The organism is Streptomyces sp. CA-249302 (assembly GCF_050936785.1).
Taxonomy (GTDB): domain Bacteria; phylum Actinomycetota; class Actinomycetes; order Streptomycetales; family Streptomycetaceae; genus Streptomyces.
In genome coordinates, this window is the sequence record NZ_JBNJMG010000001.1 from 3086304 (window position 1) to 3110508 (window position 24205).

At 71.5% G+C, this 24205-nt stretch carries 22 protein-coding genes; 14 read left to right on the forward strand and 8 right to left on the reverse strand.

What is annotated here, in order from left to right; genetic code table 11:
• Positions 1–16: 16 nt before the first annotated feature.
• The 3 genes from panB (at position 17) to ACQEWB_RS13945 (ending at position 2875) form a co-directional block, all read left to right on the forward strand.
• Positions 17–892: a 3-methyl-2-oxobutanoate hydroxymethyltransferase gene (panB, locus tag ACQEWB_RS13935; RefSeq protein WP_432830642.1), complete on the forward strand. Its 876-nt coding sequence runs from the start codon at positions 17–19 to the stop codon at positions 890–892.
• A 139-nt stretch (positions 893–1031) separates the two neighbouring features.
• Positions 1032–2057 (forward strand): ATP-binding cassette domain-containing protein, encoded by a 1026-nt coding sequence (locus ACQEWB_RS13940; RefSeq protein ID WP_432830644.1) that lies wholly within the window; start codon positions 1032–1034, stop codon positions 2055–2057.
• Entirely contained in the window at positions 2054–2875 is an 822-nt protein-coding gene (locus ACQEWB_RS13945) for an ABC transporter permease (RefSeq protein ID WP_432830646.1), read from the forward strand. Before ACQEWB_RS13940 ends, ACQEWB_RS13945 begins: the two co-directional genes overlap by 4 nt.
• 28 nt (positions 2876–2903) lie before the next feature.
• On the opposite strand, the gene ACQEWB_RS13950 is transcribed toward ACQEWB_RS13945, so the two are convergent.
• On the reverse strand, positions 2904–6293 hold the full coding sequence (locus ACQEWB_RS13950; protein ID WP_432830648.1) for an AfsR/SARP family transcriptional regulator: 3390 nt from the start codon (positions 6291–6293) through the stop codon (positions 2904–2906).
• A gap of 199 nt (positions 6294–6492) precedes the next feature.
• Between ACQEWB_RS13950 and ACQEWB_RS13955 the strand changes: the two genes are divergently transcribed.
• Positions 6493–7263, forward strand: coding sequence for a site-2 protease family protein (locus ACQEWB_RS13955; RefSeq protein ID WP_432830650.1), 771 nt, complete (start codon positions 6493–6495; stop codon positions 7261–7263).
• Here ACQEWB_RS13955 and ACQEWB_RS13960 read toward each other — a convergent pair.
• The 3 genes from ACQEWB_RS13960 to ACQEWB_RS13970 form a co-directional block, all read right to left on the reverse strand.
• The gene (locus tag ACQEWB_RS13960) at positions 7245–7430 is read right to left on the reverse strand and encodes a hypothetical protein (RefSeq protein ID WP_432830652.1); all 186 of its coding nucleotides are present in this window, start codon (positions 7428–7430) and stop codon (positions 7245–7247) included. The two genes, ACQEWB_RS13955 and ACQEWB_RS13960, sit on opposite strands and share 19 nt — an antisense overlap.
• A 74-nt stretch (positions 7431–7504) precedes the next feature.
• Positions 7505–8221, reverse strand: coding sequence for an NADPH-dependent F420 reductase (npdG, locus tag ACQEWB_RS13965; protein ID WP_432830654.1), 717 nt, complete (start codon positions 8219–8221; stop codon positions 7505–7507).
• Between the two features lie 127 nt (positions 8222–8348).
• Complete coding sequence (locus tag ACQEWB_RS13970; RefSeq protein WP_432830656.1) at positions 8349–9422, reverse strand: sialidase family protein; 1074 nt, start codon at positions 9420–9422, stop codon at positions 8349–8351.
• Positions 9423–9576: 154 nt separating this feature from the next.
• Here ACQEWB_RS13970 and ACQEWB_RS13975 point away from each other — a divergent pair, with 154 nt between their 5' ends.
• Complete coding sequence (locus ACQEWB_RS13975) at positions 9577–10179, forward strand: hypothetical protein (protein ID WP_432830658.1); 603 nt, start codon at positions 9577–9579, stop codon at positions 10177–10179.
• 176 nt (positions 10180–10355) lie between these two features.
• Positions 10356–11624, forward strand: coding sequence for an MFS transporter (locus tag ACQEWB_RS13980; RefSeq protein ID WP_432843805.1), 1269 nt, complete (start codon positions 10356–10358; stop codon positions 11622–11624).
• On the opposite strand, the gene ACQEWB_RS13985 is transcribed toward ACQEWB_RS13980, so the two are convergent.
• Positions 11625–11858 (reverse strand): hypothetical protein, encoded by a 234-nt coding sequence (locus ACQEWB_RS13985; protein ID WP_432830660.1) that lies wholly within the window; start codon positions 11856–11858, stop codon positions 11625–11627.
• Between the two features lie 58 nt (positions 11859–11916).
• Here ACQEWB_RS13985 and map point away from each other — a divergent pair, with 58 nt between their 5' ends.
• Complete coding sequence (gene map / locus ACQEWB_RS13990) at positions 11917–12774, forward strand: type I methionyl aminopeptidase (protein ID WP_432830662.1); 858 nt, start codon at positions 11917–11919, stop codon at positions 12772–12774.
• A gap of 137 nt (positions 12775–12911) precedes the next feature.
• Positions 12912–13559: a heme oxygenase (biliverdin-producing) gene (locus ACQEWB_RS13995; protein WP_432830664.1), complete on the forward strand. Its 648-nt coding sequence runs from the start codon at positions 12912–12914 to the stop codon at positions 13557–13559.
• Here ACQEWB_RS13995 and ACQEWB_RS14000 read toward each other — a convergent pair.
• Positions 13556–14212, reverse strand: coding sequence for a PhzF family phenazine biosynthesis protein (locus tag ACQEWB_RS14000; RefSeq protein ID WP_432830666.1), 657 nt, complete (start codon positions 14210–14212; stop codon positions 13556–13558). The two genes, ACQEWB_RS13995 and ACQEWB_RS14000, sit on opposite strands and share 4 nt — an antisense overlap.
• 197 nt (positions 14213–14409) lie before the next feature.
• On the opposite strand from ACQEWB_RS14000, the gene ACQEWB_RS14005 reads away from it, so the two are divergent.
• Entirely contained in the window at positions 14410–15546 is a 1137-nt protein-coding gene (locus tag ACQEWB_RS14005; protein WP_432830668.1) for an FAD-dependent oxidoreductase, read from the forward strand.
• Positions 15547–15559: 13 nt separating this feature from the next.
• On the opposite strand, the gene ACQEWB_RS14010 is transcribed toward ACQEWB_RS14005, so the two are convergent.
• Together ACQEWB_RS14010 and ACQEWB_RS14015 are read right to left on the reverse strand one after the other, a co-directional pair.
• Positions 15560–17026, reverse strand: a complete 1467-nt coding sequence (locus ACQEWB_RS14010; RefSeq protein WP_432830670.1) for an HtaA domain-containing protein — start codon at positions 17024–17026, stop codon at positions 15560–15562.
• A gap of 57 nt (positions 17027–17083) precedes the next feature.
• Positions 17084–18481: an HtaA domain-containing protein gene (locus ACQEWB_RS14015; protein ID WP_432830672.1), complete on the reverse strand. Its 1398-nt coding sequence runs from the start codon at positions 18479–18481 to the stop codon at positions 17084–17086.
• Between the two features lie 103 nt (positions 18482–18584).
• Between ACQEWB_RS14015 and ACQEWB_RS14020 the strand changes: the two genes are divergently transcribed.
• The 5 genes from ACQEWB_RS14020 (at position 18585) to efeB (ending at position 24202) form a co-directional block, all read left to right on the forward strand.
• Positions 18585–19592, forward strand: coding sequence for a heme/hemin ABC transporter substrate-binding protein (locus ACQEWB_RS14020; RefSeq protein WP_432830674.1), 1008 nt, complete (start codon positions 18585–18587; stop codon positions 19590–19592).
• Positions 19589–20674, forward strand: coding sequence for a FecCD family ABC transporter permease (locus tag ACQEWB_RS14025; RefSeq protein ID WP_432830676.1), 1086 nt, complete (start codon positions 19589–19591; stop codon positions 20672–20674). Before ACQEWB_RS14020 ends, ACQEWB_RS14025 begins: the two co-directional genes overlap by 4 nt.
• Before the next feature lie 32 nt (positions 20675–20706).
• Positions 20707–21552, forward strand: coding sequence for a heme ABC transporter ATP-binding protein (locus tag ACQEWB_RS14030; RefSeq protein ID WP_432830678.1), 846 nt, complete (start codon positions 20707–20709; stop codon positions 21550–21552).
• Between the two features lie 198 nt (positions 21553–21750).
• A complete protein-coding gene (gene efeO / locus ACQEWB_RS14035) occupies positions 21751–22902 on the forward strand; it encodes an iron uptake system protein EfeO (protein WP_432830680.1) in 1152 nt (383 codons plus the stop codon).
• Positions 22903–22915: 13 nt separating this feature from the next.
• Positions 22916–24202 (forward strand): iron uptake transporter deferrochelatase/peroxidase subunit, encoded by a 1287-nt coding sequence (efeB, locus tag ACQEWB_RS14040; protein WP_432830682.1) that lies wholly within the window; start codon positions 22916–22918, stop codon positions 24200–24202.
• Positions 24203–24205: the final 3 nt, after the last annotated feature.

Below are 24205 nucleotides of genomic sequence, written 5' to 3' on the forward strand. Positions count from 1 at the left end.
TGAAGGAGCCGTTGCAATGACGCAGCTTTCGGCTGCCCAGACTGTGAACAGCAGCCCCTCCGACGGCAGCAAGGCGCTGTACGGGGGGAAGGGCACACGCCGTATCACCGTTCGCGACATCGCCCTCGCCAAGGAACGCGGCGAGAAGTGGCCCATGCTCACCGCCTACGACGCGATGACCGCGTCCGTCTTCGACGAGGCCGGGATCCCTGTGATCCTGGTCGGCGACTCGGCGGGCAACTGCCACCTCGGGTACGAGACGACCGTGCCCGTCACCATGGACGAGATGACGATGCTGTCTTCCGCGGTGGTGCGCGGTACCCAGCGCGCCATGGTCGTCGGCGACCTCCCCTTCGGCTCCTACCAGGAGGGCCCGGTGCAGGCGCTGCGCTCGGCGACCCGGCTGGTGAAGGACGCCGGGGTGGGCGCGGTCAAGCTGGAGGGCGGCGAGCGCTCGCACGAGCAGATCCGCCTCCTGGTGGAGTCCGGCATCCCGGTCATGGCACACATCGGCCTGACCCCGCAGTCCGTGAACGCCATGGGCTACCGGGTGCAGGGGCGCGGCGAGGAGGCGGCCCAGCAGCTGCTGCGGGACGCCAAGGCCGTCCAGGACGCGGGCGCGTTCGCGGTGGTCCTGGAGCTGGTGCCGGCGGAGCTGGCGGCCGAGGTGACGCGGGTGCTGCACATCCCGACGGTGGGTATCGGCGCGGGGCCGGAGACGGACGCGCAGGTGCTGGTCTGGACCGACATGCTCGGACTGACCTCGGGCCGGGTGCCGAAGTTCGTCAAGAAGTACGCGAATCTCCGTGAGGTCATGGGGAATGCGGTGAAGGAGTTCGCGGAGGACGTCGTCGGCGGGAACTTCCCGCTGGAGGAGCACTCCGTCCACTAGAGCCATAGCGGCACAGAGGCAGCCCGCCGATCTTCCCCCGTCGGCGGGCTGCTGCTTTGTCGGCGTTCTGTAGGTACCGACATCTCCCTGTCGGCGGCCTGTCGGTCGTTTGTCGGTGACGGCTGGCACCGTCCTCGGTATGACGCGAATCGACAAGAACTCCAGCGGCGGCGGCAACGCCGTCACCGTGCGGGGGATGGTCAAGCACTACGGCGAGACCAAGGCGCTGGACGGCGTCGACCTGGACGTGCGCGAGGGCACCGTGATGGGTGTGCTCGGGCCGAACGGGGCCGGAAAGACCACCCTCGTACGGATCCTGTCCACCCTGCTGGCCCCGACCTCGGGCCAGGCGACCGTCGCCGGTTACGACGTCCTGCGCCAGCCCCGGCAGCTGCGCAAGGTCATCGGGCTCACCGGGCAGTACGCCTCGGTCGACGAGAAGCTCCCCGGCTGGGAGAACCTCTACATGATCGGGCGGCTGCTCGACCTGCCCCGCAAGGAGGCCCGGGCCAGGGCCGACGAGCTGCTCGAGCGGTTCTCGCTGACGGACGCCGCCAAGCGGCCCGCGAGCACCTACTCCGGCGGTATGCGGCGCCGGCTCGACCTCGCCGCCTCGATGATCGGCCGCCCCGAGGTGCTGTTCCTCGACGAGCCCACCACCGGTCTCGACCCGCGCACCCGCAACGAGGTGTGGACCGAGGTCAAGTCGATGGTCGGCGACGGCGTGACCGTCCTGCTGACCACCCAGTACATGGAGGAGGCCGAGCAGCTCGCCTCCGAACTGACCGTCGTGGACCACGGCAAGGTCATCGCGGGCGGTGCCATCGACGAGCTGAAGGCCAAGGTCGGCGGCCGGACCCTGCGGGTACGGCCCGTCGACCCGCTGCAGCTGCGGCCGCTCGCCACCGCCCTCGACGAACTCGGCATCACCGGGCTCGCCACGACGACCGTCGACGCCGAGAGCGGCGCCGTACTCGTCCCGATCCTCAGCGACGAGCAGCTGACCGCCGTGGTCGGCGCCGTCACCGCGCGCGGGATCACCATCAGCTCCATCACCACCGAACTGCCCAGCCTGGACGAGGTGTTCCTCTCCCTCACCGGTCACAAGGCCAGTGCCCCGCAGGACACCGTTCCCACCGACACCCGCGAGGAGGTCGCCGTATGAGCGCCGCCACCTCCACCGCCGGCACAACCACCGCCGACGCGCGCATTCCGCTGCGCGGCCACCTCCGGCACACCGGCGCGCTCGTCCGCCGGAACCTGCTGTGGATCAAGCAGGACCCGGAGTCGATGTTCGACGCCCTGCTGATGCCGGTCGTCTTCACCCTGCTCTTCGTGTACGTCTTCGGCGGCTCCATCGGGCAGGCGCTGGGCGGCGGACAGGACGGGTACGTCCAGTACGTCATCCCGGGCATGATCGCGATGATGAGCATGACGCTCTCGCAGGGCGTCGGCACCGGCTTCAGCCAGGACTTCAACTCCGGTGTCATGGACCGCTTCCGGTCGCTGCCGATCGGCCGCGGCTCGGTGCTGTTCGCGAAGATCTCGGTCGAGCTGGTGCGGATGCTGTTCGCGACCACCGTGCTGATGATCGTGGCCGTGCTGGTCGGGTTCGACATCAACCACTGGGGCGGTCTGTTCGCGGCCGTCGGCCTGTCCGCGGTGTTCGCCTCCTCGATCATGTGGGTGTTCCTGACCCTGGGCGTGGTCCTGAAGAACGCCCAGTCCGTGCAGGCGATGGGCTTCCTGGTGCTGTTCCCGCTCCAGTTCGGCTCCTCGATCTTCGCGCCGACCAAGTCGATGCCGGGCTGGCTGCAGAACTTCACCGACTACAACCCGCTGTCCACGCTCGCCGACGCGGCGCGCGGGCTGATGGTGGGCGGCCCGGTCGCGCACGACCTGTGGGTGACGCTGGGCTGGTCGGTGGCGATCACCGCGGTGGCGGCGCCGTACGCGATCCACAAGTTCCGTACCAAGAGCTGACGTTGGGCGGCCGAGCGGTCGGCACGCGTCACACCAGGGCGGTGGCCTCCTCCAGGGAGAGGCCGCCGCCCTCCGCGTGCGCGGCCTCGTAGGCCTCGTCGCCGAGTGCGGCGCGGGTGTACTGCTCCGCCCGGCGGTAGGTCTCGCGCTCCATGGACGTGGCGACATGGCCCGCCGGCAGCTTCGCCCGTGCAGCCCCGAGGCAGCGGGCGGCGTCGCGGGCCCGGTCGGCGCCGTCGGCCGCGGCGAGGCCGATCGCGGCCATGGCGAGGTACAGGGGGCGCATGTGGGGGGTCATGGTCTCCGCCAGCGGGTCGCCGGCCCGCTCCAGCGCCTGCCGGACCAGCTCCAGGCCGAGCTCGTGCTTGCCGTCGATCAGCTCCAGCCAGGCCTCGGAGCCGAGGATGAACGCGTCGAAGATGACGAAGTGCGCGATCTTGAACTGCTCGCGCAGCAGCCGCAGTTGCTCACGCGCCTCCGGGATCCGCTCGGACATGGCGAGCCGGCCCGCGAGGAACATCCGGGCCGCGGGCAGCGCCTCGGTGCCCGAGACGTCGCGGCTCTCCAGCACGTCGCGCAGGACCCGCTCGCCGCGCTCGCTGTCGCCCGCCTCCATCAGCGCGCTGCCCAGCCGGGCGTTGAGCACGGCCACCTGGGCGCGGGCGCCGAGTGTTTCGGCGTGGCCGACGGCCGACTCGTAGTCGGCGGCGGCCCGGTGGTAGTCGCCGACGCGCTCGTTGGCCTCGCCGCGCGCGGAGAGCGCCTCGGCGGTGCCCCACAGGTCGCCGATCCGCTGGTAGATCTCCAGCGACTCGTCGGCGTCGCGGGCGGCGTCACCCGCCCAGTCGCTGCGGTTGGCGAGAATGTTGGCACGCATCTGCAGGACGGCCGCGAGCTCCCACTCCATGCCGGGGTTGGAACGGCAGGTGCGGACACAGGCGTCCAGGATCCCGGGCAGTTGCTGCGCGCTGCCGCTGAGCATCACGGCGTAGAACCAGAGCATGCCGGGAGTACGGCAGGTCTGCGGCAGGCCGGGTTCGTAGACCTCGGTGATCAGCCGCAGCTTCTCCTTCGCCGCCGGTGACTCCCAGGCCTCCAACTCGGTGTCCATGCAGGCGAGATGGGCGAGGTGGACACCGCGCCGGGCCTCGTCGAGGAGTTCGCCGCTCAGCGGGGGCGGGACGTCGGTGCAGCGCTGCCAGACCGGGGCGGCGCGGCGCACGGGGGCGGTGAACGGGTCGGGGCCCAGGGCCATGACCTCGACGCACCAGTTGCGGGCCTCGATGCGGGCGTCGCGCATCTGCCAGTACCAGGACAGCGACAGGATCAGGCAGAGGCCCTCCTGCTCGTCGCGCTCGCCGACCGCGTACCGCAGGGCGGTGCGCAGGTTCTCGTACTCGCGCTCCAGCAGGCCGATGGCGGCGAGTTGGCCGGGGCCGCGCAGCAACGGGTCGGTGGTGCGGGCGAGTTCGCGGTAGTACGTCAGATGGGCGCGCTGTGTCTCGGCGCGGCGGCCGGTCTCGGCGAGCCGCTCGCCGGCGTACTCGGCGACGGTCTCCAGGAGCCGGTAGCGCATGCCGCCGTCGCCCGAAGGGGCCGCCACCACAAGGGACTTGTCGACCAGCGAGCCGAGCGCGTCCAGGGCGAGGGGGCCGCAGACGGCCTCGGCGGCGGCGAGGTCGCAGCCGCCCGCGAAGACGGACAGCCGGCGCAGGACGTCCCGTTCCTCCTCGTCGAGCAGGTCCCAGGACCAGTCGACGACCGCGCGCAGGGTCTGCTGGCGGGGCAGGACGGTACGGCTGCCGGAGGTGAGGAGGCGGAAGCGGTGGTCGAGCCTGGCCGCGATCTGACGTGGCGTCAACATCCGTAGCCGGGCGGCGGCGAGCTCGATGGCGAGGGGCAGGCCGTCCAGGCGCCGGCAGATCTCGGCGCAGGCCTCGGGGTCGTCCTCGATGCGGAACCCGGGCCGGGCGGCGGCCCCGCGGTCGGCGAGCAGCCGCAGCGCGACCGGCTCGGGCAGCGGCTCCACGGGCCGCAGCAACTCCCCGGGTACGCCGAGGGGTTCACGGCTGGTGGCCAGCACCGTCAGTTCGGGGCAGCGCTCGAGGAGCTCCTCGACGAGCCGTGCGGCGGCCTCGACGACGTGCTCGCAGTTGTCGAGGACGATCAGCATCCGGCGCCGTCCGCAGTGCTCGGCGAGCCGGTCGACGGGATCGTCGTGCCGCTCGCCGCCCGCGCGCATCGCCTCCGCGCCGGCGCCGTACAGCACGGTCTCGCGGGCGCCGACGGCGGTGAGCACGGCCTCCGGTACGGCCTCGGGGTCGTCGACGGGCGCGAGCTCGGCGAGCCACACCCCGTCCCGGGCGGCGTACCGCACGGTCTCGGCGGCCTCCTGCGACAACCGGGTCTTCCCGGCGCCACCGGGCCCGAGCAACGTCACCAGCCGGGTCGTCGCGAGGTCACCCCGGATGGCATCGATGTCGGCTTCCCGGCCGACGAAGGAGGTGAGCCGGGCGCGGAGGTTGCCGGGAGGCTGAGGGGTGGGCGTGGTCGGGGCGGGGGTGGTGGCTTCGGAGGCGGCCGGAACCGCGGGAGATGCCTCTTGGCCCGCAGCGGGGGAAGCGGGACCACTCCCGTTCCCACGTGTGCGCGCATCCCGGTCCTTCTGCTCCTGCTGCTCCTCCCACTCCTCCGGGCGCAGCAACTCCCCGTGCAGGGACCTCAGTTCAGGTCCCGGGTCCACTCCCAGCCGCTCCGCCAGCAGCCGCCGTACCTCCTCGTAGGCCGCCAACGCCTCTGCCGTGCGGCCCGCGGCTCGCAGGGCGCGGAGGCGGAGGGACTGGAGGGGTTCGTCGAGGGGGTTGGTGTCGCACAGGGCGGTGAGTTCGGGGAGGGAGTGTTCGGCATGGCCCAGCGCGAGCGCGGCGGTGTGGCGGGCGCGCAGGGCGTCGAGGCGGCGGGTGTCCCAGCGGGCCGACTCGGCGGTGCGGTCGGGCAGGTCGGCGAGGGCCGGGCCCTGCCACAGGGCGAGCGCGTCGTCCAGGACGCCGGCCGCCTTGGCGGGGTCGCCGTCGGCCAGCGCCCGCACGCCCTCGCCGGTCAGCCGCTCGAACCGGTGCAGGTCGATGTCGTCCGGGGCGGCGGCGAGCCGGTAGCCGCCCTCCGCCGAGGCGATCGCGTCGGCACCGAGAGCGCGGCGCAGCCGGCCGACGAGCGCCTGCAGCGCGCCGGACGCGTCGGCGGGCGGGTCGGCACCCCAGACCTCGTCGACCAGCACGCCCGCGGGTACGGTGCGGCCGGCCCGCAGGGCGAGCACGGTGAGCAGGGCACGCAGCCGCGCTCCGCCGACCGGGACGGGGGTGCCGTCGGGGCGGAGCGCCTGAGCCGATCCGAGGATGCGATAGCGCACGGGGTCCATTGTCTCCGGTCGGGTCGGGGCCGGTCACGGGATTCGGCGGCGAGGCGCCGAGGAACGTAGAACAGGTGAACGTAGAACATATGCCAACACCTTGTGGGCCACCTTCCATGGAACCCTTGCCCCACCGCGAGACGTTTTCCCGGTACGCCCGGTACCGTCGGGCAGTCCCACCGCGCGCACGTCCAGTCCAGGGAGCCCCATGACCACCGCGACCACCCGTCACAGCGACCGGCGGATCAGCCCCGTCTTCGTCGGGATCCTGGCCGTCACGGCGGTCGCGGGCTGGGCCACCTGGACCGGGTTCGCCGAGCAGCCGGGCGTGGCCGTGTTCCTGTTCGTGACCGCGGCCTGGGTGGTGTCCCTGTGCCTGCACGAGTACGCACACGCGCGTACCGCCCTGCACAGCGGCGACATCACGATCGGCAGCAAGGGCTACCTCACGCTCAACCCCCTGAAGTACACGCACGCGCTGCTCAGCATCGTGCTCCCCGTCATCTTCGTGATCATGGGCGGGATCGGTCTGCCGGGCGGCGCGGTGTTCATCGAGCGCAACCGCATCCAGGGGCGCTGGCGGCACAGCCTGATCTCGGCGGCCGGACCGCTGACGAACGTGGTGTTCGCCCTCGTGTGCACGGCCCCGTTCTGGCTGGACGCGCTGGACGGCGTACCGCAGGACTTCCGCTTCGCGCTCGCGTTCCTCGCGCTGCTCCAGGTCACGGCGGCGATCCTGAACTTCCTGCCGGTCCCGGGCCTGGACGGCTGGGGCGTCATCGAGCCCTGGCTGTCGTACAAGGTGAAGCGGCAGGTGGAGCCGTTCGCGCCGTTCGGCCTGCTGTTCGTGTTCGCGCTGCTGTGGCAGTCGTCGATCAACCGGGAGTTCTTCGACATGGTCGACGCGATCCTGCGCGGACTCGGCGTCAACGACTACGACACCTCGTACGGCTACAGCCTCTACCGCTTCTGGACCTGAGCCGCCGCCACCCGGCCGCGCTTCACGTAGTACCAGCACATGTTCGAGGACAGGCTCGCCAGCAGCACCCACACGACCCCCAGCCAGCTGCCCTGCACGAAGGAGACGACCGCCGCGGCCACCGAGAGGAGGCAGACGGCCAGGGCGTAGAGGGCCAGGCGGGGCATGGGGGCTGTTCTCCTGTCGGGAGGGACGGGTGCGAGGGGACACCGGGTTCTCGCCACCAGTGTCCCCCATCCGCTCATACGTCGGTGACGCGCAGCCCGGCGTGTGCCTTGTAGCGGCGGTTGACGGAGATCAGGTTCGCGACCAGGGACTCCACCTGGTGGGCGTTGCGCAGCCGCCCCGAGAAGACACCGCGCATGCCGGGGATGCGGCCGGCCAGCGCCTGCACGATCTCGACGTCGGCCCGCTCCTCCCCCAGCACCATGACGTCGGTGTCGATCTCGTCGATCTCCGGGTCCTGGAGCAGCACGGCCGACAGGTGGTGGAAGGCGGCGGCGACCCGGGAGTCCGGCAGCAGGGCGGCGGCCTGCTCGGCGGCGCTGCCCTCCTCCGGCTTGATCGCGTACGCGCCCTTCTTGTCGAAGCCGAGCGGGTTGACGCAGTCGACGACCAGCTTGCCGGCCAGTTCCTCGCGCAGGGATTCCAGCGTCTTGCCGTGCCCGTCCCACGGCACGGCGACGATCACGACGTCGCTGCGGCGCGCGGTCTCGGCGTTGTCGGCGCCCTCGACGCCGTACCCGAGTTCGTCGGCGGCGGCCTGCGCGCGCTCGGCGGCCCGGGAGCCGATGATCACCTTCTGGCCGGCCTTGGCCAGCCGGTAGGCCAGGCCCTTGCCCTGCGGCCCGGTCCCGCCGAGGACGCCGACGACGAGCCCGGAGACGTCGGGCAGGTCCCACGGGTCCTTGGCGGGGGCCTTCGCGGGGGTCTGTGCAGCACTGTCGGTAGAGGTCATGGGCCCGACTTTACTTAGGCTCGCCTCGCGATGTCCGCGCCGGTCACCCCGTCACTGTCTTTCGGCTGGGGGTCCGGGGGTTATCCCCGGGAAAATGCAGCACGTCCGCCCTGACGGCCCCGGCCGGTCAGGTGAGGCGGGTCACTGGCACCCGCCGGAAGACGATCCGCTCGTACGTCCCGAAGTCCCCCGTCTCGTAGAGGAGTCCGACGGTCGCCTTGTCGACGCGGACCAGGTCGGAGTAGGCGGCGGGCAGCCCGTCGACGGTGTACGCCGGGCGCCAGGTCCTGCCGCTGTCGGCGGAGGCGCGGACGGTCATCAGGGCGCGGGCGGAGGCGTGCGCCGGGCCGGAGAAGAGGAGGACGTCCGGGTCGCGGAGCTGGAGGACGCTGCCCTCGCAGACCGGGCCGTCGAGGCCGGCCTGGGGGCGGAAGGGGGTGTGGAGCGTCTTTCCGCCGTCCTCGGAGTGGGCGTCGGCGCGGTTGCCGGGAGCCGGGGAGTCGTTGCGGGTGTTGAAGTAGACGCGGCCGTCGGGGAGTTCGGCGGCGGTGGTCTCGTTGGCGTTGATGTAGCCGTCGGGGTTGTCGTCGACGTAGCCGATGGACCAGGTCGCGCCGTGGTCGTCGCTGAGCAGGCAGTGGCCGCTGTTGTACTGGCCCTCGGTGCCGAGGTCCGTGCCGGTGGGCGGCAGCGAGTGGTTGGCGGGGACGACGATCCGGCCGGTGCTCAGCTGGATGGCGTGGCCGGGTGCGGTGGCGTACCAGCGCCAGTCCGTCTTCTTCACCGACTTGGTGATCTCCGTCGGGTTCGACCAGGTGACCCCGTCGTCGTCGCTGTGCTGCACCCAGACCCGGCGGCCGTCGGCGTCCGCGACCTTGCCGAGCCGGATCGTCTGCTCGGAGGCGGAGGCGGCGTTGCGGACGTGGACCAGGAGGACGCGGCCGGTGTCGAGGACGACCGGGGCGGGGTTGCCGGCGAGGTCGGTGCCGTTGCTCGCGGCGACCTGGAGCTTGCCCCAGGTGCGGCCGCCGTCCGTGGAGCGCTTCAGCACGATGTCGATGTGGCCGTGATCACTGGCGTTCTTGACCCGGCCCTCGCAGAAGGCGAGCAGCGTGCCCTTGCCGGTGGCGACGACCGCGGGGATGCGGTAGCTCGCGTATCCCTCACGGCCCGCGCGGAAGGGGACGGATGCTTCGGCCATGGGCGCACTCCTCGCACTCCTCGGCGACCCCGGCGCTCCCGGCCGGCCGCCGGTGATCATCCTCGGTCCCAGTAAGCCGATCCCTTCCCCAAGTCGGGCGAATTCGGGGTGAACTCCGGGTCACGAGTGGCCGTTTGGTGCAGGATGCGGGGGCATGGACGCCGTACGGGTCGCGCTGCTGCGTGAAGTGCTCGCCGGGACCAAGTGGTTGGGGGCCACCCGGCGCTTCGCGGGGGCGCTGCGCGGGTCGGTGGTGTCGCACGGGGGCGGCCTGCTGCTCGTGGGGACACCGGAGTACGAGCCCTGGCATCTCGCGGCCCACCTGGTGGACGAGGCCGCGTGGTCGGGCACGCCGGAGCTGGCCCCGACGCTCGTACGGCACGGGGCGCGCGCCTCGGACCCGGCTCATCTGGCGGTCGGGCTGGGGCGGTTGGCGGGCGCGCGGCGGGGCGAGACGCTGCTGGTGGTGTCGCCGGAGGGGCCGGAGGTCCCGCTCCTGGAACGGGTCCACGACGCGCGCAGGGCAGGGGCGACGGTGCTGGCGCTGGGCCCCGCCGAGGGCGAACTGACGGCGATGGCCCACGAGTCGCTGACCGTCCCCGAGGGCTCGGAGCTGGACCTGGACACGGTCCAGCACCTGGTCAGCGCTGCGGCCGGCGAGAACTTCCTGCCGACCCCGAGGGGTCACCGACGGCTACGGGACCGGCTGTCCCGGCTGGCCGACCAGCTGACGGCACCGCCGCCGACGGGCTGGTAGGCCGGCGCACCGGCGGAAAAGCGGTTGCCCCTGGCAGTCGTCCCGGCCGACCATGGCCCATCGTGACCGCCGACGCCTCCCAGCCCACCCCCGAGCCCGCCCCCGGGCCGCCCTCCGAAAGCGCTCCCGGGGCCGCTGCGGGAGGCTCTCCGAATCCCCCCTCCCGCCTCCGCGCGATCCTCCCCGACCTCGCCCCCTGGAAGGCCTCCCGCGACTTCCGGCGGCTCTGGGTCTCGGGGACCATCTCCAACTTCGGCAGCTTCCTGACCTTCGTCGCACTGCCCGTCCAGCTCAAGGAGCTGACCGACTCCGCCGCGGCGGTCGGCGCGATCGGTGCCGTGGAGCTGCTGCCGCTGCTCGTCTTCGGGTTGTACGGCGGTGCGCTCGCCGACGCGCTGGACAAGCGGAAGCTCATCGTGTGGACGGAGGCGGGCCAGGGCCTGCTGTCGGCCGCACTGCTGCTCAACGCGCTGCTCCCGCACCCCGCCGTCTGGCCGCTGTACGCCGTCGCCGCCCTCTCCTCCGCCCTGGTCTCGGTCCAGCGCCCGGCGATCGACTCGCTCTGGCCGCGGATCGTGGCGCACGAGCACATGCCCGCGGCGACCGCCCTCAACTCCCTGCGCTGGACGGTCGGCGGCGTCGCGGGCCCGGCGGTGGCCGGCGTGGTGGTGGCGTACGCGGGGCTCGGCTGGGCGTACGGCGCGGACCTGCTGACCTTCGTCGTCTCGGTCGTCCTCATCATCCGCATCGCCGCCTCCCCCGCCGCCCACGAGGCCGCGAAGCCGTCACTGAGGGCGATCGCCGAGGGCGCGCGGTACGCCTGGGGCCGCAAGGAGCTCCTCGGCACCTACGCCGTGGACCTCGCGGCGATGTTCCTGGCGATGCCGCTGGCCGTACTCCCGTTCCTCGCGGACGAGTTGGACGCGAACTGGTCGCTGGGCCTGATGTACGCGGCGGTCCCATTCGGCTCGATGCTGGTGGGTCTGACCGCGGGCTGGACCTCGCGGGTGCACCGGCACGGCCGGATGGTGGTGCTGTCGGCGGCGCTGTGGGGCCTGGCGATCGCGGCGGCCGGTGTCGTCGGGAACGTATGGCTGGTGCTGCTGTTCCTGACCGTGGCCGGTGGCTGCGACATGGTCAGCGGGATCTTCCGCGGGGCCATGTGGAACCAGACGATCCCGGACGAGCTGCGCGGCCGGCTCGCCGGGATCGAGCTGCTGTCGTACTCGGTCGGTCCGACCGTCGGCCAGGTCAGGTCGGGCGGCTTCGCCGCGTGGTGGGGCGTACGGGCGTCCGTCTGGTCCGGCGGTCTGCTGTGCGCGGGCGCGGTCGGGCTGCTCGCGCTGTGCCTGCCGAAGCTGATGACGTACGACGTCCGTACGAACGAGCACGCGGTACGGATGCGCGAGCAGCGCACCTCGGCAGCCGTACCGGCGCAGGCCTGATCAGTCCTCGTCGGTGCCGCTGCCCGCCGGGGCGTCGTGCCACTTCGGGTCGTTCTCCCACTCCAGGTTGCGCTCGCGGGCCGTCTCCATCGCGTGCTGCGCCTCCTGCCGGGAGGCGTACGGCCCGAAGCGGTCCTTGGCGGGGCACTCCGGCCCTTCCTCGACCTTCTTGTGCTCCAGGCAGTAGTACCACTCGCCCGGCTTGCCGACCGTGCGCTTCTTGAACAACGCCATGACCTGCTCCTCTCGCCTTGGACATGTTCCCCCACGGCGGCTCGTTAGACTCGCTGGCATGTCTGGCCAGTCGCTGCTCGTTCCAGGGGAGCTCTCCCCCACCCGTTCCGTCCCCGGCAACATCCGGCGGCCCGAGTACGTCGGCAAGCCCGCGCCGACGCCGTACACCGGGCCGGAGGTGCAGACTCCCGAGACCGTCGAGGCGATGCGTCGCGCCGGGCGGATCGCCGCGCGGGCGATGGAGGAGGCCGCGAAGCTGATCGCGCCGGGGGTCACCACCGACGAACTGGACAAGGTCGCGCACGAGTACATGTGCGACCACGGCGCCTACCCCTCGACGCTCGGCTACCGCGCCTTCCCCAAGTCGCTGTGCACCTCCGTCAACGAGGTGATCTGCCACGGCATTCCGGACTCGACGCTGCTGCGGGACGGCGACATCGTCAACCTGGACGTGACGGCGTACATCGGTGGGGTGCACGGCGACAACAACGCGACGTACCTGGTCGGGGACGTCGACGAGGAGAGCCGGCTGCTGGTCGAGCGGACCCGGGAGTCGCTGGCCCGCGCGATCAAGGCGGTCAAGCCGGGCCGGCAGATCAACATCATCGGCCGGGTCATCGAGTCGTACGCGAAGAGGTTCGGGTACGGCGTGGTGCGGGACTTCACGGGGCACGGGATCAACTCGTCGTTCCACTCAGGCCTGATCATCCCGCACTACGACAGCCCGCACGCGACGACCGTCATGCAGCCCGGGATGACCTTCACCATCGAGCCGATGCTGACGCTCGGGACGCACGAGTACGACATGTGGGACGACGGGTGGACGGTCGTCACCAAGGACCGCAAGCGGACGGCGCAGTTCGAGCACACGCTGGTGGTGACGGAGACGGGGGCGGACATTCTCACGCTGCCGTAAGGATCTTCCGGACCCGTCCTCTGCTGGGGGCGGGTCTTTTCTTGTACGCTTTTACCGACAAGCTGTCGGCAACTTTACCGACGGAGGGTCGGGAAAGCTGTTGACTTAGGTAAGCCTTACCTTAGAGGATGGGGCGCATGGACTCCTTCTCGACAGTCATCCGCACCGCGTCCCACGAACAGCACATCGAGGCGGAGACCTCGTCGTTCATGAGCGATCTGCTCGGCGGCAGGCTGGGCGTGGACGCGTACGCCCGCTACACCGAGCAACTGTGGTTCGTGTACGAGGCATTGGAGGCCGGCGCGGAGCGGCTGGCGTCGGACCCGGTGGCCGGCCCCTTCATCCGGCCGGAGCTGTTCCGACTGGGCGCCCTGGAGCGGGACCTGGAGCATCTGCGGGGCCCCGGATGGCGTACGGGCGTCTCCGCGCTGCCCGCCACCCAGGCCTACGCGGACCGGGTGCGCAGCTGCGCCGAGCAGTGGCCCGCCGGCTATGTCGCCCACCACTACACGCGCTACCTCGGCGACCTGTCCGGCGGCCAGATCATCCGCGACAAGGCGGAGAAGACCTGGGGCTTCGCGCGCAAGGGGGACGGCGTGCGCTTCTACGTCTTCGAGGAGATCGCCAACCCGGCCGCGTTCAAGCGGGGTTACCGGGAACTGCTGGACGCGATCCACGCGGACGACCTGGAGAAGCAGCGGATCGTGACGGAGTGCAAGCGGGCGTTCGCCCTGAACACCGCGGTCTTCCGCGCCCTCGGTGACGAATTCCCGCTGAGCGCCTAGTGCTCCGGCTGGCGTTCCAGGTACACCCGCCCGCCGATCTCCACCCAGCCGTACGGCTGCGGAGCGGTGAGGATCTGGGAGCCCGCGCCCTGGGTGATGTTGAGGGCGCGGCCGAGCCGGTCCGTCAGGAGCAGGGCCGCCGCGCCCGTCGCCTCGTCCTCGTCAATGCCGTCGTCGCGGCCGGGGAAGGCGCGGGCGCGGACCCGGCCGGCCGGCTCGTCCTCCCAGGCCCAGGCATAGATCCACTCGCCCTTCGGCGGCACGGGCAGGTCGTCGACCTCGGCGGCGGTGGCGTACTGGCGCAGGGTCCGCGGCGGGGCCCACTCCGCGCGCGCCTCGATCCAGCTGAACTCCCCGTCCTGCCGGGCCCCGACGAGACCGGCGGGCGTGACCAGCTCCTCCACGTCGAGCAGCCAGGCCGCGCCGACGCAGGGATGACCGGCGAAGGGCAGCCGCAGGGTCGGGGTGTAGATGTCGATGACACCGCGCTCGGGGTCGTCGACGAACACCGTCTCGCTGAACCCCAGCTTCCCGGCGAACGCCTGCCGCTCCGCCCGCCCGGGCATGACGGAACCCTCACGGACGACACCGAGTTCGTTGCCGTAACCGCCGTTGGGCGCACAGAAGACACGGAGCACGTCGTAGTCAGTCACGGGGGGCATTCAAACACCGCACGGGCGGCGAGGTCGTCCCAGGTGGTGGGGCCAGGGGTTCTCCGGCCGGTGTCGGTGATCCATCGGCGCCGTCGGGCCCGTGTAGGTGGCCTGTCGGCGGGGCGTCGGTGGGGGTTGACACCTTCGGGACACGGCCACCGGAGATCGTCCGGTGGCCCTGATCCCGAGGAGTCACCATGACAAGCACCCCTGTCACGATCATCGGCGCCGGACTCGGCGGGCTCACGCTCGCCCGTGTTCTGTATGTCCACGGCATCCCCGTCACCGTCTACGAGGCCGAGGCCTCGCCGGCGGCGCGTACGCAGGGCGGGATGCTCGACATCCACGACTACAACGGGCAGCTCGCCGTCGAGGCGGCCGGGCTGACGGAGGAGTTCCGGGGCATCGTGCTGGAGGGGCGGCAGGCGATGCGGGTGCTCGACACGGACGGGACCGTTCTGTTCGAGGAGGCCGACGACGGCTCCGGTGGGCGGCCCGAGGTGATGCGCGGGGAGCTGCGGGACATCCTGCTCGACTCGCTGCCGGCCGGCACCGTCCGCTGGGGGCACAAGGTCAGCGGGACCCGGGCCCTCGGCGAGGGGCGGTACGAGGTGACGTTCGCCGACGGCGGCACCGTCGAGACCGGTCTGCTGGTCGGCGCGGACGGCGCCTGGTCGCGGGTGCGGCCGCTGCTCACCGCCGCCGTGCCCGAGTACACCGGCACCTCGTGCGTCGACATCTTCCTGTACGAGGCCGACACCCGGCACCCGGCCGCCGCGAAGGCGGTCGGCGGCGGGTCGATGATGGCGCCCTCGCCGGGCAAGGAGATCTTCGCCCACCGGGAGAGCGGCGACACCCTGCACATCTACGTGATGCTCAGCAAGGCGCAGGACTGGTTCGCCGGCATCGACTTCACCGACTCCGCCGTGGCGACCGCGCGGATCGCGGCGGAGTTCGAGGGCTGGGCGCCGGAGCTCACCGCGCTGATCACCGAGGGCGACACCACGCCGGTCCTGCGCCCGTACCACGCCCTGCCGAACGGGCTCCGGTGGGAGCGGGTGCCGGGCGTGACGCTGCTCGGCGACGCCGCCCACCTCGCGGCCCCGAACGGCGAGGGCGCCAACCTGGCCATGCTCGACGGCGCCGAACTCGGCAAGGCCCTCGCCGCGCACCCCGACGACGTCGAGGCCGCGCTCGCCGAGTACGAGGCGGCGATGTTCCCCCGCGGCGCCGAGATCGCCGTCTTCGAGGGCGCCGAGATCCACGGGATCGACTCCGCGGACAACACGGCCCAGCGCCTGGTCGACCTCTTCAACGAGCACGGCCAACGCTGACCCCGGCGACGGTCTACTCCGCCGTCCGGCGCCTGCGCATCGCGAACACGACACCCGCGCCCGCCGCCACGGTCACCGCGGCCGCCGCACCGAGAGCGGCGACCGGGGTGCCCGAGCCGGTCGACGCGAGGGCGCCGGAGACGCCGCCCGTCGTGGAGCCGGTGACGCCACCGCTCGTGCTGCCGGAGGTGTCCGCGGTCGCGGTGGAGCCGGAGCTGCCCGACTCGCCGTCCCCGGACGGGAGTTCGGCGTCGGCGCTCAGGGCCACGGACAGGTCGACCGGGTCGAGTTCGGTGCCCTTCTCGTAGTAGCCGCTGAAGGCCTCGGCGCCGGCGGCGGTGAGGGTCGCGGAGATGTCGTCGACGGTGATGACGTCGCTCTTCGCGGTCAGGTCGGCGGAGTCCGCCTCGAGATCGGCGAGGACCACGTCCTCGGACTTCTCGCCGAGGCTGGTGACGTCCGCGGTGAGTTCGCCGGTGCCGTCCTCGAGGGTCGCCTTGAGGTCGGAGAGGGTGAGGTCGAGGGCGTAGGTCCCGTTCATCTCATGGCCCTTGAAGTTCACGGCGCCCTCGAAGGACGCGGCGAGCGTGTCGGCGTCGGTGTCGTACGTACCCGTCGCGCCGGTGAAGGTGAAGGGGCCGTTGCCGGTGGCCTGGGTCGCGCCGTCGGACGCGGCGATCTTCCCGCCTGCGACACTGCCCACGACATAGGTCCGGAAGGACTCCTTGACGCCCCAGCCGAGTTCGCCGTCGACGATGTCGCCCTTGGTCGCGGCCACGGAGGCGGACGCGGCCGGCGACGGGCTGGTGCTGTCCGAGGTGGCCGGGGACGGGGTCTCGCTGTCCGCGGGCGACGGGGTCGTGCTGTCGGAGGGGCCGACGGACGCGGACGTGGAGTCGGACGGATCGGGCGTCCCGGACGTCGTCGTCTTCTGTACGACGGTCAGCGGGTCGCCCGCCGCGCCCTCGTAGCTCGCGCTGCCGAAGACGTCCGCGGCCTCCTTGGTCAGCGTGGTCGTCATGTCCGTCATCGCCTGTGTGACGGTGACCTTGGCGAGGGGCACGTCGTCCGTCGTCGTGCCGCTCTTCGTCACGTCGGCGGTGATCTCGGCGGCCGCGCTGTCGAACTTCACGTCGGCCAGGGTGATTTCGAAGCCGTGCAGCTGCGACGCGATCTTCAGACTGCCCTTGAAGGCGAGGCCCACGGTGTGCGCGGTGGAGTCGTAGGTGCCGGTGCCTTCGGTGAAGGTGAACGCCCCGTTGTCGGCGGCCTGCGTCGCGCCGTCCGCGGGCGTGAAGGTGCCCCGCGCCATGCCGGTGACGTAGGTGCGGTACGACTGCTTGATGCCCCAGGTCAACTCGTAGCCGGAGAGCGGCACTTCGGCGGCGGAGGCCGAGGTGGCGAGCGCGGTGGCACCGAGTGCGGCGGCCGTCGCCACGGAGGCGGCGATGGCGATGGCGCGACGTCGTCTGACGGGCATGGTGTTTCTCCTTGGGGGTGGGACAGGTCCGCCAAGAGGCGGAGAGGGGAGGTGAGTTCAGTTGCCGTCCGGCGCCGCCGGCTCCACCGCGACACGAGTACGGCGGGCTCGTACGACCGCGTAGGCGGCGGCCGCCAGCAGAACCGAGCCGGCTGCCAGGCCGACCGGGAGGGCGGGGAAACCCCCGCCGTCGTCGGCGCTGCTCGCGACGGGTTCGGCGGACGCCCGCTTGGGCGAGACGCTCGGCGTGGGCGTGCTGCCCAGGTCGGGCAGGGCGGGGAGTTCGGCGTCGTCGGTGAGGGCTACGGCGAGGGAGACCGGGTCCATCTCCGTGCCGGGCTGGTACATCCCGCCGAAGGCCTTCGCCCCGTCGGCGGTGAGCTTCGCGGGCGCCTCGGTGAGCTTCGCCAGCCCGTCGGCGGCCTTGAGCCCCTTCGCGGTGAAGGTGACCAGCGGGACCTTCTTCTCGGTGAGGTCGGGGCTCGTGACGTCGGCGTACAGGGTGCCCTTGCCGTCCTCGACCGCGGCCCGCACTCCGCTCAGCTTCAGGTCGAGGCCGTGCGCACCGGTGAAGCGGACCGCGCCCTTGAACGACGCCTCCAACTCGCCGTCCTTGTACGTCCCTTCACCGCCGGGGAAGCGGAAGAGCGCACCGCCGTCCTGGGCGCCCGCGGAGAGCGTCCACTCGCCCTCGGCGATGTCCCCGGTGACGTACTCCCGGAAGGTCCGGCGCACGCCCCAGTCGACGGCGCCGTCCGTCAGCTCGTCGCCCGAAGTCTCCTTCTTCGCGGGCGACTTGGAGGCCTTCGGCGTGCTCGACGCCTTCGGGGTCGCCGCCGCCTGCACGTCCGCCTCCAGGCTCACCGGGTCCAGTTCGGTCCCAGCGGTGTAGTAGCCGGCGAAGGACTTGGCGCCCTCGGCGGTGAGCCTGGCGGGGAGGTTGTCGAGGGTGACGGAGGCGCCGGCGCCCTTCATGGAGATGGCGCCGAGGGAGAGGGAGGCGAAGGGCACCTGTGCGGACGTCGTGACCGTCCCGGTGCCCTTCGCCTTGCTGACGACGTCCACGTAGAGCGTCCCGGTGGCCCCGGAGATGCTCACCGTGGGCCGGCTGAGGGTGAGGTCGAGCTGGTAGGTCCCGGCGTCGGTCCGGTGGCCCACGAAGTGGACGCCGCCCGAGAAGCCGGCCCGGAAGGCGCCCGAGTCGCCGTCGTAGGTGCCGGTCGCCGAGTGGAAGCGGAAGGTGCTCGCGCCGACCGTGGCGGCGCCCCCGGTCAGGGAGTAACTCCCCTTCGCGATGGGCCCGGTGACGTAGCTCTGGAAGGAGGACTTGATGCCCCAGTCGAGCCGGCCGCCCTGCACGGTACGGCTCGCCGCATCGGCGGTGGCCATGGGGAGCAGGGCGCCCAGGACGACCGCGAGCAACACGGTGACCAGGGCTCTTGGGCGCGCGGGCATGGGAGGTCCTCCGGATACGACTGCCGGTAGCGAACAAAGGTAAGGCTAACCTAAGCTTCCCTGAGCCCATACGGGAAGTCGCCCGAGAGAAACGGACCGGACCGTGCCACGCTTGCGCACCCGACTGGCGGGAGCACTCTTGTCCGTGCTCGCCCTGACCCTGACCGCGACCGCGTGCGGAGGCGCCACGGAGACCTCCCCGAAGAAGGCCGCCGCCACCGCCGCGAACCGGGTCGAGCCGCTGACGGACACCCCCGAGCCGAAGCTCCCCGTCACGGTCACCGGCGCCGACGGCAGGAAGGTGACCGTCCGCGAGGCGCGGCGGATCGTCCCGCTCTCCGGCAGCCTCAGCGAGATCGTCTTCACGCTCGGGCTCGGCGACCGGGTGGTCGCCCGCGACATCACCGCCACCTTCCAGCAGGCGGCGAAGCTGCCCGTGGTCACCCGGGCCCACGACGTCTCCGCGGAGAGCGTGCTCTCCCTCAAGCCCGACCTGGTGCTCGCCGAGACCACCACCGGCCCCGACGAGGCGATGGACCAGATCCGCGCCGCCGGCATCCCGGTCCTGGTCGTCGACCCGGCGCAAGGTCTCGACGACGTGGGCCCGCGCATCAGGACAGTCGCCGACGCGCTCGGCGTACCGGCGGCGGGCAAGGAACTGACGGACCGCTCCGAACAGCGAATCGCCGCCGTACGCAAGGCGGTTCCGCAGGAGAAGAAGAAGCCGCGGGTCGCCTTCCTCTACCTCCGCGGCTCGGCGTCCGTGTACCTCATCGGCGGCAGGGACTCGGGCGCGACCTCCCTCATCGAGGCGGCCGGCGCGACCGACGCGGGGGCCGAGTCGGGCCTGAAGAAGGACTTCACCGCCATCACCAGCGAGGCCCTGGTCAAGGCGGCCCCGGACGCGATCCTCGTCATGACCAAGGGACTTGAGTCCGTGGGCGGCGTCGACGGCCTGGTGAAGATCCCTGGCGTCGCCCAGACCCCGGCCGGCCTGGACCGCCGGGTCGTGTCGATCGAGGACGGGGTGCTGCTCAACTACGGACCGCGCACCGACCAGGTGCTGAAGTCCGTCGTGACGCAGCTGTACGGCAAGGGGGGCGCCGAATGACCGTACTGGAGAAGGCGGTTGACGAGACGTCGACTCAGGTCGGCAACACGAGACGCCATACCACCCCCTGGCTGCTCACCGTCTCCCTCGCCGCCGCCCTGCTGGCGCTGGTCCCGGTGGCCGCCTCGCTGGGCGCCTATCCGGTCCCGGTCGGCGACGTGCTCGGTTCCGTGCTGCACCATCTCGGGCTGGACGGGCGGGAGTTGGACCGGGTCGCCGAGTCCGTCCTGTGGAACGTCCGCTTCCCGCGGATCGTGCTCGCGCTGCTCGTCGGGGCCTCGCTGGGCTGTGCGGGGGCCCTGATGCAGGGCGTGTTCGGCAATCCGCTCGCCGAGCCGGGGGTCATCGGCGTCTCGTCCGGAGCGGCGGTCGGGGCGGTGGGCGCGATCGCCTTCGGCCTGGACTTCCTCGGCAACTGGACGGTTTCGGCCTTCGCCTTCGTGTCCGGCCTCACCACAGTGCTCCTCGTCTACGCGATGTCCCGCTCGGGCGGCCGCACGGAGGTCGTCACCCTCATCCTCACCGGCATCGCGGTGAACGCCTTCGCGGGCGCGCTGATCGGCCTGTTCCTCTTCTTCGCGGACACGGCTGCCGTCAACCAGATCACCTTCTGGCAGCTCGGCTCCCTCTCCCAGGCCACCTGGCCGAAGGTCCTGGCGGTCCTGCCGTGCGCGGCGATCGGCCTGACCGCGGCGCCCTTGTACGCCCGCCGTCTGGACCTCCTCTCCCTCGGCGAACGCCCGGCCCGCCACCTGGGCGTGGAGGTGGAGCGCCTCCGTATCGCCCTGATCCTGGTCATCGCCCTGCTGACGGCGGCGGCGGTGAGCGTGTCGGGCATCATCGGCTTCGTCGGCCTGGTGGTCCCGCACCTGCTCCGCATGGCGGCGGGCCCGGGCCACCGCTTCCTGATCCCGGCCAGTGCCCTGCTCGGCGCACTGGTCCTGCTGGCCGCGGACCTGACGGCCCGCACGATCGCGGCCCCTGCGGAACTCCCGTTGGGCGTCCTGACGGCCCTCCTGGGCAGCCCGTTCTTCTTCTGGCTACTGCGCAGGACCCGCCGCAGGCAAGGAGGTTGGGCATGAACCCTGTCCGTCTCATGAACCCTGTCAGTGTCATGAACTCCGTCGCATCCTTTCTCCGCCGCAACGGCGCTCAACCACGACGACGCATCCCGGCGGTGCCGAACCCGTCGCAACCTCTCGCGGAGACCGAGGCCCTCCACATCACCCTCGGCCCCCGAGAGGTCCTCCACGGCGTCGACATCGCGGTCCGCCCCGGTGAGATCCTCGCCCTCGTGGGCCCCAACGGCGCCGGCAAGTCCACCCTCCTCAGCGCACTCGCCGCCGACCTCGCACCGACCCAGGGCACCGTACGTATCCACGGCCGCCCCACCACGGAGTGGACCGCCCCCGAACTCGCCCTCCGTCGAGCCGTACTCCCCCAATCGGCCACCCTCGCCTTCCCCTTCACGGTCGAGGAAGTCGTCCGCATGGGCCGCGCCCCCCACGCCACCTCCCCCGCCGAGGACGACCTGGCCGTCGTACAGGCGATGTCCGCCACCGAGGTCACCCCCTTCGCCCGCCGTCCCTTCTCCGCACTCAGCGGCGGTGAACGCGCCCGGGTCGCGCTCGCCCGGGTGCTCGCCCAACAGGCCCCGCTGCTCCTGCTCGACGAGCCCACCGCCGCCCTCGACCTGAAGCACCAGGAACTCGTGCTGCGGCTCTGCCGGGAGAGGGCGCGTCAAGGGGACGGTGTCGTCGTCGTGTTGCACGATCTGGGGCTCGCCGCCGCGTACGCGCACCGGGTGGCGATGCTGTGCGCCGGTCGTGTCGCGGCCGAGGGCCCGCCCGCCGAGGTCTTCACCGAGTCGCGGCTCTCCGAGGTCTACGACCAGCCCGTCGAGGTCGTCCGGCACCCCCGTACGGACGCGCTCCTGATCACCCCGAAGCGGAACCTTTGAATTTCCTTTGACCGTCTCTTGGGGTCTGTTTTAGGCCACCGTGATCGTTCCGTGCCCATACGGCGTCCATGAGAGCTGAATCACCGCATGGGTGGGTATCACGCAGGCAAGCCTTAGATAAGTTAGGCGAGCCTCACCATCCCTGTGTGAGCCCCGACACGCGATTTTTCGCCAGCCCTTGAGCCGCTTGGAGCCCGAATGCGAGCCGCCAGACTCACCGTTGTCACCGCCGTCGCCACCGCGGCGGCACTGACCGCCGTCACGGGCTGCACCGAGAAGAGCAAGGGCGACGGCGACGCCGCGATCAAGGTGACCGCCGCCGACGCCAAGTGCGAGACCTCCACCAAGTCCGTGCCGGCCGGCCAGGTCACCCTGAAGATCGAGAACACGGGCTCCAAGGCGACCGAGGTCGAGATCCTCTTCCCGGACGACCGGATCGTCTCCGAGAAGGAGAACATCGGGCCCGGCACCAAGTACACGCTGACCGCCGAGGTCAAGCAGGGCTCGTACGAGATCGCCTGCCGGCCCGGCATGAAGGGCCACGGCGTGCGGCAGAAGCTCACGGTCACCGGCTCCGGCACGGTCGCCAAGCGGAACCCCAAGCTGGACAAGGCCGTCGCCGACTACCGCGAGTACGCGCAGGAGCAGGCCGACGCGACCATCCCGAAGGTGGAGACCTTCGTGAAGGCGATCAAGGCCGGCGACCTCAAGGCCGCCCAGGACGCCTACGCCCCCTCCCGCGTCGGCTGGGAGCGCACCGAGCCGATCGCGGAGTCCTTCGGCGACATCGACCCGAAGACCGACACCCGCGCGGACGGCCTGGAGAAGGGCCAGAAGTGGACCGGCTGGCACGCGCTGGAGAAGGCGCTGTGGCAGGACAAGAAGATCGGCGCCGACCAGAAGACCCTCGCCGACCAATTGCTCACCGACCTGAAGGACTGGCAGAAGCGGGTCGGCAAGGCGGAGATCACCCCGACCTCGATGGCCAACGGCGCCAAGGAGCTGCTCGACGAGGTCGCCACCGGCAAGGTCACCGGTGAGGAGGACCGCTACTCGCACACCGACCTGTCCGACTTCAAGGCCAACGTCGAGGGCGCGGAGAAGGCGTACGAGCTGCTCAAGCCGGTCGCGCAGACGAACGACAAGGCGCTGACCACCGAGCTGGACAAGCAGTTCGCGGCGCTGAACACGACGCTCGACAAGTACCGCACGGACGATCCGCAGGAGACGGCGCAGAACGGCTTCGTGTCGTACGACAAGGTCACCGAGGAGCAGCGCAAGGAGCTGTCGGACGCGGTGAACGCGCTCGCCGAGCCCCTGTCCAAGCTCGCCGCCGCCGTCGTGAAGTAGGGACGGGACAACCATGACGGACACCAAGGACACCCAGGAAGCCGCCACCGTCGAGGCCGGCAACTCCCCCAGTCCTTCCCGGCGTTCGCTGATCGGCTGGGGCGGTGCCGGGCTCGCGCTCGGTGCCGCCGCGGCCGGCGGTGCGGTCGCGATGACCCGGGTCGGCAACGACGTGGAGCCGACCGCCGCCGAGACCGGGGCCGCGGTCGCCTTCCACGGCGCCAACCAGGGGGGCATCGCCACCCCGGTGCAGGACAGGCTGCACTTCGCCGCGTTCGACGTGCAGACGGACGACCGCGCCGAGTTCGTGCGGATGCTGAAGGACTGGACGGCGGCCGCCCGCCGGATGACGGCCGGGAAGGCGGTCGGCGAGGGTGCGTACGGCGGTCTCGCCGAGGCGCCGCCGGACGACACCGGTGAGGCGCTGGGCCTGAAGCCCTCGCGGCTGACGCTGACGATCGGCTTCGGTCCGTCGCTGTTCGAGAAGTTCGGGCTCAAGGACCACCGGCCCGAGGCCCTCGTCGACCTGCCGCAGTTCTCCGGCGACGCCCTCGACAAGACCCGCACCGGCGGCGACCTGTGCATCCAGGCCTGCGCGGACGACCCGCAGGTCGCCGTGCACGCGATCCGCAACCTGGCCCGGATCGGCTTCGGCACCGTCAACATCCGCTGGTCGCAGCTCGGTTTCGGCAAGACCTCGTCGACGACGCCGGACGCGCAGACCCCGCGCAACCTGATGGGCTTCAAGGACGGCACCCGCAACATCGCGGGCACCGAGACGGACCGCCTGAAGAAGTTCGTGTGGGTGGCCGACGGCGACGGGCCGGACTGGATGACCGGTGGGTCGTATCTCGTCGCCCGGCGCATCCGGATGCACATCGAGCCCTGGGACCGGACCTCGCTGCAGGAGCAGGAGGACATCTTCGGCCGGGACAAGGGCGAGGGCGCTCCGGTCGGCAAGGCCAAGGAGCACGACGCGCCGTTCCTGAAGGCGATGAAGCCGGACGCGCACGTTCGTCTCGCGCACCCCGACTCCAACAACGGGATCACGATCCTGCGCCGCGGCTACTCCTTCACCGACGGCACCGACGGCCTCGGCCGGCTCGAGGCGGGCCTGTTCTTCCTCGCCTACCAGCGGGACGTGCGCAAGGGGTTCATCCCGCTGCAGCGCAGCCTGTCGGCGAAGGACGCGCTCAACGAGTACATCCAGCACGTGGGTTCGGCGGTCTTCGCCGTCCCGCCGGGCGTCCGCGACAAGGACGACTGGTGGGGCAGCACGCTGTTCTCGAAGGAGGCGTAGCCC

Excerpts from the sequence above, each read along its gene's own strand:
- panB (WP_432830642.1), top strand. The coding sequence starts at position 17 with ATGACGCAGCTTTCGGCTGCCCAGACTGTGAACAGCAGCCCCTCCGAC.
- ACQEWB_RS13940 (WP_432830644.1), top strand. The coding sequence starts at position 1,032 with ATGACGCGAATCGACAAGAACTCCAGCGGCGGCGGCAACGCCGTCACC.
- ACQEWB_RS13945 (WP_432830646.1), top strand. The coding sequence starts at position 2,054 with ATGAGCGCCGCCACCTCCACCGCCGGCACAACCACCGCCGACGCGCGC.
- ACQEWB_RS13950 (WP_432830648.1), bottom strand. The coding sequence starts at position 6,293 with ATGGACCCCGTGCGCTATCGCATCCTCGGATCGGCTCAGGCGCTCCGC.
- ACQEWB_RS13955 (WP_432830650.1), top strand. The coding sequence starts at position 6,493 with ATGACCACCGCGACCACCCGTCACAGCGACCGGCGGATCAGCCCCGTC.
- ACQEWB_RS13960 (WP_432830652.1), bottom strand. The coding sequence starts at position 7,430 with ATGCCCCGCCTGGCCCTCTACGCCCTGGCCGTCTGCCTCCTCTCGGTG.
- npdG (WP_432830654.1), bottom strand. The coding sequence starts at position 8,221 with ATGACCTCTACCGACAGTGCTGCACAGACCCCCGCGAAGGCCCCCGCC.
- ACQEWB_RS13970 (WP_432830656.1), bottom strand. The coding sequence starts at position 9,422 with ATGGCCGAAGCATCCGTCCCCTTCCGCGCGGGCCGTGAGGGATACGCG.
- ACQEWB_RS13975 (WP_432830658.1), top strand. The coding sequence starts at position 9,577 with ATGGACGCCGTACGGGTCGCGCTGCTGCGTGAAGTGCTCGCCGGGACC.
- ACQEWB_RS13985 (WP_432830660.1), bottom strand. The coding sequence starts at position 11,858 with ATGGCGTTGTTCAAGAAGCGCACGGTCGGCAAGCCGGGCGAGTGGTAC.
- map (WP_432830662.1), top strand. The coding sequence starts at position 11,917 with ATGTCTGGCCAGTCGCTGCTCGTTCCAGGGGAGCTCTCCCCCACCCGT.
- ACQEWB_RS13995 (WP_432830664.1), top strand. The coding sequence starts at position 12,912 with ATGGACTCCTTCTCGACAGTCATCCGCACCGCGTCCCACGAACAGCAC.
- ACQEWB_RS14005 (WP_432830668.1), top strand. The coding sequence starts at position 14,410 with ATGACAAGCACCCCTGTCACGATCATCGGCGCCGGACTCGGCGGGCTC.
- ACQEWB_RS14010 (WP_432830670.1), bottom strand. The coding sequence starts at position 17,026 with ATGCCCGTCAGACGACGTCGCGCCATCGCCATCGCCGCCTCCGTGGCG.
- ACQEWB_RS14015 (WP_432830672.1), bottom strand. The coding sequence starts at position 18,481 with ATGCCCGCGCGCCCAAGAGCCCTGGTCACCGTGTTGCTCGCGGTCGTC.
- ACQEWB_RS14025 (WP_432830676.1), top strand. The coding sequence starts at position 19,589 with ATGACCGTACTGGAGAAGGCGGTTGACGAGACGTCGACTCAGGTCGGC.
- ACQEWB_RS14030 (WP_432830678.1), top strand. The coding sequence starts at position 20,707 with ATGAACTCCGTCGCATCCTTTCTCCGCCGCAACGGCGCTCAACCACGA.
- efeO (WP_432830680.1), top strand. The coding sequence starts at position 21,751 with ATGCGAGCCGCCAGACTCACCGTTGTCACCGCCGTCGCCACCGCGGCG.
- efeB (WP_432830682.1), top strand. The coding sequence starts at position 22,916 with ATGACGGACACCAAGGACACCCAGGAAGCCGCCACCGTCGAGGCCGGC.